The organism is Flavobacterium sp. 270 (assembly GCF_004368785.1).
GTDB lineage: Bacteria > Bacteroidota > Bacteroidia > Flavobacteriales > Flavobacteriaceae > Flavobacterium.
This window is the reverse complement of the sequence record NZ_SODM01000005.1, coordinates 340,902-353,343: the sequence shown is the minus strand read 5'-3', so window position 1 is coordinate 353,343 and position 12,442 is coordinate 340,902. Positions and strand designations below refer to the sequence as shown.

At 33.1% G+C, this 12,442-nt stretch carries 10 protein-coding genes; 4 read left to right on the top strand and 6 right to left on the bottom strand.

Annotation, left to right across the window (positions count from 1 at the left end):
* Window positions 1-136: 136 nt before the first annotated feature.
* Complete coding sequence (gene rny, locus EV144_RS18900; RefSeq protein WP_134150711.1) at window positions 137-1,696, top strand: ribonuclease Y; 1,560 nt, start codon at window positions 137-139, stop codon at window positions 1,694-1,696.
* 213 nt (window positions 1,697-1,909) lie between these two features.
* Here rny and EV144_RS18895 read toward each other — a convergent pair whose 3' ends face one another.
* From EV144_RS18895 to EV144_RS18880, 4 genes are all read right to left on the bottom strand, one after another.
* On the bottom strand, window positions 1,910-3,430 hold the full coding sequence (locus tag EV144_RS18895; protein ID WP_134150710.1) for a sensor histidine kinase: 1,521 nt from the start codon (window positions 3,428-3,430) through the stop codon (window positions 1,910-1,912).
* A gap of 142 nt (window positions 3,431-3,572) precedes the next feature.
* A complete protein-coding gene (gene xerD / locus EV144_RS18890; RefSeq protein WP_134150709.1) occupies window positions 3,573-4,469 on the bottom strand; it encodes a site-specific tyrosine recombinase XerD in 897 nt (298 codons plus the stop codon).
* A gap of 79 nt (window positions 4,470-4,548) precedes the next feature.
* Entirely contained in the window at window positions 4,549-5,127 is a 579-nt protein-coding gene (locus EV144_RS18885; protein ID WP_134150708.1) for a porin family protein, read from the bottom strand.
* 276 nt (window positions 5,128-5,403) lie between these two features.
* Window positions 5,404-5,913: a hypothetical protein gene (locus tag EV144_RS18880; protein ID WP_134150707.1), complete on the bottom strand. Its 510-nt coding sequence runs from the start codon at window positions 5,911-5,913 to the stop codon at window positions 5,404-5,406.
* A 286-nt stretch (window positions 5,914-6,199) separates the two neighbouring features.
* On the opposite strand from EV144_RS18880, the gene EV144_RS18875 reads away from it, so the two are divergent.
* The 3 genes from EV144_RS18875 (at window position 6,200) to EV144_RS18865 (ending at window position 9,848) form a co-directional block, all read left to right on the top strand.
* The gene (locus tag EV144_RS18875; RefSeq protein ID WP_134150706.1) at window positions 6,200-6,760 is read left to right on the top strand and encodes a porin family protein; all 561 of its coding nucleotides are present in this window, start codon (window positions 6,200-6,202) and stop codon (window positions 6,758-6,760) included.
* Window positions 6,761-6,874: 114 nt separating this feature from the next.
* Window positions 6,875-7,288, top strand: coding sequence for a type II 3-dehydroquinate dehydratase (gene aroQ, locus EV144_RS18870; protein ID WP_134150705.1), 414 nt, complete (start codon window positions 6,875-6,877; stop codon window positions 7,286-7,288).
* Window positions 7,289-7,358: 70 nt separating this feature from the next.
* Entirely contained in the window at window positions 7,359-9,848 is a 2,490-nt protein-coding gene (locus tag EV144_RS18865; RefSeq protein WP_134150704.1) for a DUF5686 and carboxypeptidase regulatory-like domain-containing protein, read from the top strand.
* A 255-nt stretch (window positions 9,849-10,103) separates the two neighbouring features.
* On the opposite strand, the gene EV144_RS18860 is transcribed toward EV144_RS18865, so the two are convergent.
* Window positions 10,104-10,979, bottom strand: a complete 876-nt coding sequence (locus EV144_RS18860) for a cation diffusion facilitator family transporter (protein ID WP_134150703.1) — start codon at window positions 10,977-10,979, stop codon at window positions 10,104-10,106.
* Between the two features lie 93 nt (window positions 10,980-11,072).
* A complete protein-coding gene (gene murA / locus EV144_RS18855; protein WP_134150702.1) occupies window positions 11,073-12,386 on the bottom strand; it encodes a UDP-N-acetylglucosamine 1-carboxyvinyltransferase in 1,314 nt (437 codons plus the stop codon).
* Window positions 12,387-12,442: the final 56 nt, after the last annotated feature.

Below are 12,442 nucleotides of genomic sequence, written 5' to 3'. Positions count from 1 at the left end.
GAGCGAATCATCACTACTATAGCATGCCACGCTTTATTGCGAGGAAACTTGAACAGTGAGTTAGCTCAAAACTTGTCTTTACGAGTTTATTCAAGCAATTAATGTAGGCTTTTTTTATATATAAATTTTAACAAACATGGACATAACGATCATTATTTCAGGTATAATAGGGATTGCAGCAGGTTTTGCAATCGCTAAAATTATCGAAAAAAGCAATATTTCAAATCTCATCAAAAACGCTAAAAAAGAAGCTTCTTCAATTTTAAAAGACGCTAATTTAGAAGCTGAAAATATTAAAAAAGATAAAATCCTTCAGGCAAAAGAACGTTTTATCGAACTTAAATCAGAACACGAACAAGTTATTTTAGCCAGAGATAAAAAAGTAGCGGAAGTAGAAAAAAGAGTTCGCGATAAAGAATCTCAGGTTTCAAACGAATTATCTAAAGCTAAAAAAGTAAATGATGATTTTGAAGCTAAAACATTAGAATTTAGCACTAAAATTGAAGTTCTAGACAAAAAGCAAGCTGAAGTTGACAAATTACACAAAAGTCAATTGCAACAACTTGAAGTTATTTCTGGGCTTTCTGCCGAAGAAGCAAAAGAGCAATTAGTAGAAGGTTTAAAAGCTGAAGCTAAAAGTAAAGCGATGTCTCATATTCAGGATACTATTGAAGAGGCAAAACTTACTGCACAACAAGAAGCTAAAAAAATCATCATCAATACCATTCAAAGAGTTGGTACAGAAGAAGCGGTTGAAAATTGCGTTTCTGTTTTCAACATTGAATCTGATGACGTAAAAGGTAGAATTATTGGTCGTGAAGGTCGTAACATTAGAGCATTAGAAGCTGCAACAGGAGTTGAAATCATTGTTGATGATACGCCAGAAGCTATTATCCTTTCTTGTTTTGATCCTGTTCGTAGAGAAATTGCTCGTTTGTCTTTGCACAAATTGGTTACTGACGGACGTATTCACCCGGCGCGTATTGAAGAAGTGGTTGCTAAAACAGCAAAACAAATTGACGACGAAATTATCGAAGTTGGTAAACGTACCGTTATCGATTTAGGAATTCACGGTTTACACCCTGAATTGATAAAAGTGGTTGGTAGAATGAAATACCGTTCTTCTTACGGACAAAACTTATTACAGCACTCAAGAGAGGTTTCTAAACTTTGCGGTATTATGGCTGCTGAGTTAGGATTGAATGTGAAATTGGCTAAAAGAGCTGGTTTACTTCACGATATTGGTAAAGTGCCGGATACAGAAAGTGATTTACCACACGCATTGCTAGGTATGCAGTGGGCTGAAAAATATGGTGAAAAAGAAGAGGTTTGTAATGCAATTGGAGCTCACCACGACGAGATTGAAATGAAATCATTATTATCTCCAATTATTCAGGTTTGTGATGCTATTTCCGGAGCTAGACCAGGCGCTAGACGTCAGGTTCTGGATTCATACATTCAACGTTTGAAAGATCTTGAAGAAGTAGCTTACGGATTTAATGGTGTAAAAAATGCTTACGCTATTCAAGCAGGTAGAGAACTTCGTGTAATTGTAGAAAGTGAAAAAGTTTCTGATGATAATGCAGCAAACTTATCTTTTGAAATTTCACAAAAAATACAAACAGAAATGACTTATCCAGGTCAGGTTAAAGTAACTGTAATTAGAGAAACAAGAGCAGTTAATATTGCGAAGTAATTCTCATTTCTTATAAAAAATAATAAAGGCTGTCTCAAAAAGACAGCCTTTATTATTTTATTTATACTCAATATTGTCATTTCGACGAAGGAGAAATCTTCGCAAGCAGCTCGACTTTGTAATTCAATGTTTGTGGAGTTTCTCGCGGAGATTTCTCCTTCGTCGAAATGACAAGATTAATTCATTACACTTTGCCTAACCCAATAAAGTTATTTACATATCGTTAAAAACGATTTTAAAACAAGTCCCTACTCCAACTTCACTTTCTACAGAAATACTTCCTTTCATGGCTTCTATTTGATTTCTGGTGATATACAATCCAATTCCTCTTGCTTCCTCATGTTTGTGAAATGTTTTATACATCCCAAAAAGTAAATCTCCGTAAATGCTCAAATCAATACCTAAACCGTTGTCTGTAATTTTTAGCGATTTATAACCTTCGGGCTCTATCGAAAAATCAAACGTAATTATTGGGTCGCGATCCGGATGCGCATATTTTATAGCATTCGTGGTAAAATTCAGCAAAACACTTTCCAGATAAGCCGGATTAAAATTAATCGTCAGGTATTTTGGAACATTATTTACAATCGTAACTTTTGTCTGCTTGTCGTAGCCTTTTATGGTCGAAACTGTTTTGTCGATGTATTCACAAATCTTCAACGGCACAACAGCAATGTTTATGTTATTCTGCGTTTTTACGATCTGGGTTAAATTTGAAATGGTTTCATTTAAATCATTCGAAACCGTACGCAGATGTTCCAGCATTTCAGAAACAGTTTCTTTTTCTACATCGGCATCAATAAAATCTAAAATCGATTTTATGTTTCCTGCCTGCGTATTCAAATTGTGCGAAACGATATGAGAAAAATTCAGCAATCTACTGTTTTGATCGCTGTACAATTTCATTGTTTTGATTAGATCGAGTTCTTTTTCTTTTTGCAGAGAAACATCAGTATGAGTTCCAATAACGCGCATTGGTTTTCCATCTTCATCTCGCTTGATTACTTTTCCGCGATCTAAAATCCATTTGTAATTACCGCTCGAAGTCATTACACGATGGTAATTTTCGTAGTATGGAATCTTATTATCAAAATGTTCCTGAATATCTGAATAATATTTTGGAAGATCATCGGGATGCACAATTTTATCCCAGCGCTCTGGATCATCAAAAATATCTGTTGATTCTAATTCTAAAATTTTAAGCGAAAGTGAAGAATAAAAAACACTATTGGTCATCATATCCCAATCCCAAATACCAACTGTTGACGCATCAAGCGCAAACTGAAAGCGTTCTTCTGAAATTCGAAGTTTTTCTTCTTTATCTTTTAAATCGGTAATATCAGAAACGTGGCCAAAAAAGCTGACTTTTTCATCTGGTGATTGTTCTGATTTTGCTGAAATTTTAAACCATCTCAAACCTTTTACGGGCAGTACGGCTCTAAACTCAATTTCCCAGGGTTTTATTTCTTTTCGTGCTTTGACCAAAGATTGAAAAAACATTTCGCGATCCTGCGCAAAAATTCTATCGTAAATAATATAGATTATCTCGTTGGTAAACTTACTTACCGGAAGTTCAAAAATATCGTCAGCAGATTTGCTGACAAGGGGAAAAGAATAATTATTATTTTTGTCGATAACAAACTGAAAAAGCAAATCGGGCATTTCTGCAAACAATTTTTTGTAAAAATTATTCACCTCTATGCAATCTTCATTTCCATACAAATCAAAAACCATATATTACTATTTTAGGTAAATACTTACAATTTTTATTTCCAAAACGATAAAAACATAATTTAAACCGATAAAATTAAATTTGATTAATAATTTAACACAATATATTAATTATTCCTTTAGAAATAACGGCTTTCTGACAAAATTATTTCCTTGGATGAAAAGAATGCATCACTTCTTTTAAAAAACTTCGATCTAAATGCACATAAATTTCGGTAGTAGTAATCGATTCATGACCCAACATAAGCTGAATAGATCTTAGGTCTGCACCATTTTCCAACAAGTGGGTTGCAAAAGAATGACGCAAGGTATGCGGACTGATATTTTTCTTTAAACCGACCTTAAGTGCTAAACTTTTTATAATCGTAAATACCATGGCACGAGTGAGTTGTCCTCCTCTTCGGTTTAGGAATAAAGTATCTTCAAAACCTTTTTTTATGATCAGGTTTGAGCGAATTTCTTTTTGGTAGGTTTCTATATATCGCTGCGCAAATTTACCGATTGGAACAAAACGTTCTTTATTTCCTTTTCCGGTAATTTTTATAAAACTTTCTTCAAAAAAGAGGTCTGAAATTTTAAGTGAAATTAATTCTGAAACACGAAGTCCGCAACCGTATAAGGTTTCCAGCATGGCACGATTTCTCTCGCCTTCGTTTGAACTTAAATCTATAACAGCAATTAGTGAATCAATTTCTTCAACAGAAAGTGTATCTGGGAGTTTTCTTCCGGTTTTTGGACTTTCTATTAATTCAAGGGGATTATCGTTTCTGTAGTCTTCAAAAATTAAATAACTGAAAAAACTTTTTAAACCGGAGATTATTCTTGCCTGTGATCGCGGATTTACTTCTTTGGCTACTTCGTAAATAAACTGCTGTAAAGTTTCATCTGTAATTTTTAGAGGCGAAATATCAATATTATTTACTTCTAAAAAAAGACACAAACGCTCAATATCAAAGCTGTAGTTTTCGATTGTATTTTTAGACATTCCTCTTTCTATCCGCAAATACGATTGATAATCTTTTATATATCTATTCCAATTCATAACTACAAAGTAAAACATTTTAGGCATAAAAAAACCTTCCCGTTTAGAGAAGGTTTTAAATATATTTTAAATTCAAAAATTAGAATTTATAAGCTGCAGAAATTGCAAAAACACTGTTTTTTGGACTGTCATAATATTCATCAAAATCCTCTGCATTGTAATCTGCAACATTCGATAAACCTACTGTATAGCGAACACCTACAGAAAAATTGTCTGTAAAGTTATAACCACCACCAAAATTAAAACCAAAATCTGTAGATTTATAAAGATCTTTTACATCTTCACCTTCTTGTTTTGCAGATACTAAGAAACCTATTTGAGGACCTGCCTCTACTGTCCATTGTTTTGTAATAAAAAATTTGGCTAAAACCGGAACGTTAATATAATTTAATTTAGAATCGAAATCGCTGCTTCCAGGTCCTTCAAGTTTAGCACCTTGCGTAGAAAACAAAACCTCTGGCTGAATAGCCAATCTCTCAATAACTTTAATTTCTGCAAAACCTCCTACTTGAAAACCTATTAAAGATTTTGCATCCCAATAATTTCCTCCTGCAAAAGAAGCAACATTAAGACCTCCCTTTACTCCAAATCTTGTTTGCTGAGCATTTGCAAATCCAAATGCTAAAATCGCAACTAGTGATAAAACAATTTTTTTCATTTTTTTATTTCGTTAAAGTTTAGAAAACAAACCTAAAAAACGTATATTAAATTTCCTAATAAAACAAATTAAAAAACAATTACTTAAAGTTAAAATAAAAAATCATTATCAGCTGTATTACATTGATTTAAAATATATTAATCTTATATTTCTCACTAAAAAAAGCAAATCCATACATTTTTGCGGATTTTAAAATTAACAAGATTAATATTTCAATAACAAAAAAGCTTTCCCAAAATGAGAAAGCTTTTTAAAGATTTTTTATCGTCTAAAAGATTAAAAATGCAATGCAAATCCAACATTTAATTGAAATACATCTTTACCATAATCGTCATTTAACGAAATGTTGTAACGTAATCCTGGCTCAATTGAAATGTTTTTTCCAATAAATAAAGCATAACCACCTTGTAATCCTAAGTAAGATGGATTTTCATCAGCACCTTTTATACTTGCTCCAGTGTAAGAAGCTTCTAAAGGAAACTTGTTAAGCAAATAATACTTTGCACCCACTTTGTAAGCGATTGAATTTACACTATGACCTTGGTCATTATAACCTAAACCAGCTTTTACAGCTAAATTATCAGCAACGAAGTAACCTGCTTCAGCTCCAACTCCCCACTCAGTTTCTCCATCCTGCGAGCTTAAACGGAATCCTGTATTTCCTACGTTAGTAGCTCCGAAACCAGTATTAGTTTCAATTAACCATTTTCCTTTTGCTGTTTGCTCTTGAGCATTAGCAAATCCGAAAGTCAATACTGCCAAAGCAGCAAAAATCATTTTTTTCATATTGTATTTTTTTAATTACAACCTCAAAAGTAAAATTAGACTTACAAAAAAACATCCCCTAAAAGAAAATAAAGTATTAAAATAAGACAAACAGAATAAACACATCAAATCATTGATTAACAACAAAAAACACCAAAATACAGGATATTACAGAGGTTTAAAATCGACTTAGTGGGAATTTTATTAATTAAATAAACTAAAATATAAAACAATAATTTTCTGAATTTGTAGTTTTGACCAGTAAATAACATTTATAAATAATACCAAACTTTTAAAAAACACATTTATGAAAAAGATACTTTTAGCAGCTGTCCTGTTCCTTGCAACATCAGCTACAATACAAGCACAATTATTAAAAATTGGTGTAAAAGCAGGGGTTAACTTTGCAAGTCAAACTGGAGATGCATCACTTAATGGTGTTGCTTTTGATAAAGACGGAATTACTAGTTACCATGCAGGTTTAGTAGCTGAAGTTAAATTACTTGAAAAATTCTCGATTCAGCCAGAGCTTTTGTATTCAACACAAGGAGCAACTTACAAAAATGCTGTACAAGACTTTAAAAATGAATTAGGTTATATATCAATTCCTGTAATGGCTAAAATCTATATGACTAAATCATTAAGTTTAGAAGTTGGGCCACAAGCTTCATTTTTAGTAAGCGAGAAAAATAATTTTGACGTTAAAGATGCTGAAACTTTTGAGTTTGGTGTTAACGCTGGTTTAGGCTTAAAAATTACTGAAGGTATATTTGTTCAGGCTCGTTATGGTTTAGGATTAACAGAAGCTTCTAAAAATGCAGATGTTAAAAACTCAGTAGTACAATTATCAGCAGGATTTATGTTCTAAAAAATAATATCACATACTTTTATATAAACCGTTCTAATATTTGGAACGGTTTTTTTATTTTTACAAGATTCAATTCTAATACTAATAATTCAATTTAAAGCAAAGCATAAAAACATGAAAATCTGCATCATCAACGGACCCAATTTAAATCTTTTAGGAAAACGCGAACCAGAAGTTTACGGAAGTCAAACCTTTGAAGATTATTTTGAAATCCTGCAGACAAAATTTCCAAACGTTGAACTTTCCTATTATCAAAGCAATATTGAAGGAGAATTGATCGGGAAAATTCAGGAAGTTGGCTTTACTTTTGACGGAATTATTTTAAACGCCGGCGCATACACGCACACTTCAATTGGTTTGGGCGATGCTATGAAAGCGGTGACAACTCCAGTTATAGAAGTTCACATTTCTAATACATATGCCCGCGAAAGTTTTAGACATCAATCGTATTTATCCGGAAATGCAAAAGGTGTTATTTTAGGTTTTGGCTTAAAAATCTACGAATTAGCAATTCAATCATTCTTATAAGATTTCTTTTAACAAATTTTTAATAAGCAGCATTTTTTCATCTTGTATTTTTGATATAGAAAAATACTTTATGAGAAACTATATTTTATTTGCCTTTATACTTTTTTCAATTTCCAACTTTGCTCAAATCAAAGGAACAATTACAGATCAAAAAGGAAATCCACTGCCTTTTGTTTCCGTTTTTGAGGAAAACACCTATAGCGGTACAACTTCAAATGAACAGGGGAAATATCAGCTGAATGTCAAAGAAATTGGCAAAAATAAAATCACATTTCAATATTTAGGTTTTAAAACACAAAAGATTTCTGTCTCTCCAGATTCTAAAACAATTGTTTTGGATGTGCAGCTGCAGGAAGAAAGTTTTGCTTTAAACGAAGTTGTAATTGATCCTAAAAATAATCCTGCAAACGCGATTATAAAAAGTGCCATTGCCAATAAAAAAGAAAACTCCGAAAAAACTTCCCGATACACTGCTGATTTTTATTCTAAAGGAATGTTTAAAGTTAAAGATCTGCCTAAAAAAATATTAGGTAAAAAGATAGATCTTGGCCCAGATATGGCTTCTAATTTAGATTCTACAGGAACAGGTATTTTATATTTATCTGAAACCATTTCTAAGGTCAGTTTTGAGAAACCGAATAAACTCAAAGAAAATATTGTTGCTTCAAAAATCTCTGGAAACAATAGAGGTTACAGCTACAATACTGCTGCGTTATCTACTTATGATTTTTATGATAATACGCTGGATTTTGATGTAAAGTTAATATCTCCAATTGCCGATAACGCTTTCAATTATTATAAATACAAATTAGAAGGTACTTTTTTTGATTCCAACAATCAGGAAATCAACAAGATTAAAGTAACGCCAAAACGAGATAAAGAACCTGTTTTTGAAGGTTATATTTATATTGTTGACGACAGTTTTGCGATTTATGCGATAGATCTGGATATAAAAGGTTACCGAATGAAAAATGAATTCACTGAATTAATGACTTTAAAACAAAGCTTTAGTTATAATTCTAAAAATAAAATCTGGTCGAAAAACGCTCAGACTTTATCTTTTAATGCGGGAGTTTTTGGTATCAAATTTTCGGGACAATTTAATTATGTTTATTCTAATTATGAGTTTCCGGATGCTTTTCAAAAGAAGACTTTTGGTAACGAAATTGTTGCTTTTGAAGCCAATGCGAATAAGAAAGATGACGCCTTTTGGAATGAAATTCGACCAATTCCGCTGACAATTGAAGAAAGTGCTGATTACACCAAAAAAGACAGTTTGCAAACCATAAGAAAATCGCAGAAATACACTGATTCTGTTGATGCAAAAGGCAACAAGTTTAAAATTTTCGACATTTTAATGGGCTACGATTACAAGAATACTTTCAAAAAATATGCTTTTAAATATGACGGATTATTAAATATTGCTTCTTTAAGTTTTAATACGGTTCAGGGTTTTAATTTTGATTCTGGCTTTTCTTTTAGAAATTGGGATGACGAAAAAGGAAAAAGCACTTCTATCAAAACTACTTTTAATTATGGTTTTTCAGACGAGCGTTTTCGTGTTACCGGAGAATTTTATCATAAATTCAACAATATAAATTATGCTACAATAGGCGTTTCTGGCGGAACAAAAGTGGCTCAGTATAATAGTGCTGAACCTATAAGTAAAATTGTCAATTCGGTAAGTTCTTTATTTTTTAAAGACAACTACATGAAACTTTACAATTTAGAATTTGCTCAGATTAATTATGCGCAGGATGTGGCAAATGGAGTAAATTTGTTTGCTAAAGTAGCTTATGAACAGCGAAAACCTCTTTTTAATACAACAGATTATTCGTTCTTTAAAAGAGATGATATTTATTCTTCTAATAATCCGCTTGCGCCAAATGATTTTGAAACTCTTGCTTTTGATCCGCATCATTTATTCAAAGCGACATTGACTGCCAAAATTAATTTCGGAAACAAATATATTTCAAGGCCAGACGGAAGATATAATTTCAAAGACGACAAATACCCTACTGTATTTTTAACTTTTGAAAAAGCATTTGCAGCAAGCGAGAAAAATTATGAATTTGAACGAATTGGTGCTTCAGTACAATATGATTTATCGTTAGGAAATAAAGGTGTTTTGGGAATGAATTTTAGAGCCGGAAAATTCTTTAATGCCGAAAATATCTCTTTTATAGATTACAGACATTTTAACGGAAATCAAACGCATATCGGCACGAGCGATCGTTATTTAAATGTTTTTAATTTAATGCCGTACTATGCAAATAGTACAAACGACAGTTATCTTGAAAATCATTTAGAATACAATGACACTGGTTTTATTATGAATAAAATTCCGTTGTTGAATCTTTTAAAATCGACTATGAATTTAGGTTTTCATTCGCTCGCCATTCCCGATAGAAAACCATATACCGAGTTTACTGTTGGTTTGGACAATCTTGGTTTTGGAAAATTTAAATTCTTCAGAGTAGATTATGTGCATTCTTATCAAGGCGGAATACAACAAAATGGTGTTGTTTTTGGCTTGAAGATTTTGAATGTATTGAATTAAAAGGGGCAAAGGTTATGAGGTACAAAGGTACAAAGGTTTTTTCCCGCAGATTTAGCAGATTTTAGAGATTTTTCATATTAGGAGAATTCGCTGAATCCGCTAAATCTACGAGAAACTAAATTTTATTTTGAAACTTGATATGCTTTGCGTGGGCTTCGACTTCGTTCAGCCGGACAAATAGGAAATCTTAAAATCTCAGAAATTTAGCGCCTCAACATCTTTGCACCTTTGTAACCCTGAACATTTAAACCTCTCTCAATGATAATCATCCGGCTCAATATGTATCAAAACATTGCCTAATTGGGGAATTAATTCTTTAAGTGTATCTTGAAGTTTATGTGATAAATCATGTCCCTCTTTTACCGAAATTTTTGCTGAAACAATGGCATGCAGATCTACATGATATTTCATTCCGGCTTTGCGGATGAAACATTTTTCGGTTCCTAAAATGCCAGGAACTTTTAATGCTTTTACACGAATTTCTTCGACTAAATCATCGTTTAGGTTTTCATCCATGATTTCACCAAGCGCAGGTCTAAAAATTTTATAGCTGTTGTATAAAATAAAAAAAGCAGCAAAAAGTGCGGCCCAATCATCTGCAGACTCGTAACCTTTGCCCATAATTAAAGCAAAAGAAATTCCGATAAATGCGGCAACCGAAGTAATTGCATCACTACGGTGGTGCCATGCATCTGCTGCAAGAGACGAACTATTGGTTTGTTTACTGCGTTTCATTACCAAACGAAAAGAATATTCTTTCCAGATAATAATAGCTCCTAAAACATAAAGTGTCCATGATTTTGGTAAATCGTGCGAAGTCTGAATATTGGCAATACTTTCGTAACCAATAATAGTTGCCGAAGTAATCAAAAATCCAACAACCAAAAAAGTAATTAAAGGTTCGGCGCGCCCATGTCCGTATGGGTGATTTTCATCAGCCGGTTTATTAGAATACTTGATTCCGAATAAAACCAGACAAGACGAAAATATGTCCGTAGTTGATTCGATCGCATCAGCAATCAAGGCATAAGAATTGCCAAAAAAACCTGCCAATCCTTTTACAAGGGCCAAGCAGGTGTTTCCGACTATACTGAAGATAGTAGCTTTTATAGCTTTTTGTTCGTTTGTCATTTAACGACTATTTATTTTGCCACGAATTTCACTAATTACACAAATCTTCATTTTAAAAATTCGTGAAATTCGTGAAATTCGTGGCTAACTTTTTTACGCTCTAATAATTTTTGCGCCAATTGCTCTTAAACGCTCGTCGATACGCTCGTATCCACGGTCGATTTGTTCGATGTTCTGAATTGTACTTGTTCCTTTAGCAGATAATGCTGCAATCAATAATGAGATTCCTGCGCGAATATCAGGAGAAGACATTGTTGTTGCTTTCAATTGAGATTCAAAATTATGTCCCATAACCACCGCTCTGTGCGGATCGCATAACATGATTTTTGCTCCCATATCGATTAATTTATCAACGAAGAACAAACGGCTTTCAAACATTTTTTGATGAATTAAAACATCGCCTTTTGCTTGTGTTGCTACAACCAAAACAATACTTAATAAATCAGGCGTAAAACCTGGCCACGGTGCATCTGCAATTGTTAAAATAGAACCATCAATATCTGTTTTTACTTCGTACCCGTCTTTGTGAGCAGGAATGTAAATATCGTCGTTACGTTTTTCAATCGTAATTCCAAGTTTTCTAAAAGTATTCGGAATCAAACCTAAATTTTCCCAGCTTACATTTTTGATTGTGATTTCGCTTTTTGTCATAGCCGCAAGACCAATCCAAGAACCGATTTCGATCATATCAGGAAGAATTCTGTGCTCGCATCCGCCAAGGCTTTCAACTCCTTCAATTGTCAATAAGTTAGAACCAACTCCAGTGATTTTAGCTCCCATAGAGTTTAGCATTTTACACAATTGTTGCAAATAAGGCTCACATGCAGCGTTGTAAACTGTTGTTTGACCTTTTGCCAAAACTGCAGCCATTACGATATTTGCAGTTCCGGTAACAGAAGCTTCGTCAAGTAACATATCTGTTCCTTGTAATCCTTCTGCAGGAGATTCTACTCCGTAAAAGTGATCTTCTCTGTTATATCTAAATTTTGCTCCAAGATTAATAAAACCTTCAAAGTGCGTATCTAATCTACGACGGCCAATTTTATCTCCTCCCGGTTTTGGAATATATCCTTTTCCGAAACGAGCTAAAAGCGGTCCAACAATCATAATAGAACCACGAAGAGCTCCACCTTCTTTTTTGAAAGCTTCCGTTTCTAAATAACCAACATTTACCTCATCGGCTTGAAATGTAATAGAACCTGGTTCGTTTCTTTGAATTTTCACCCCTAAATTCCCCAGCAATGTGATTAATTTATTGATGTCAATAATGTCAGGAATATTATTAATTCTTACTTTATCTCCTGTAAGAAGTACGGCACATAAAATTTGTAATGCCTCGTTTTTTGCGCCTTGTGGCGTAATTTCTCCTTTTAATGATATTCCGCCTTCAATTTTAAATACTCCCATATTTTCTTTTTAAGTTGCTAAGGTTCTGAGATTCTGAGGTTCTGAGCTAAAAAAAC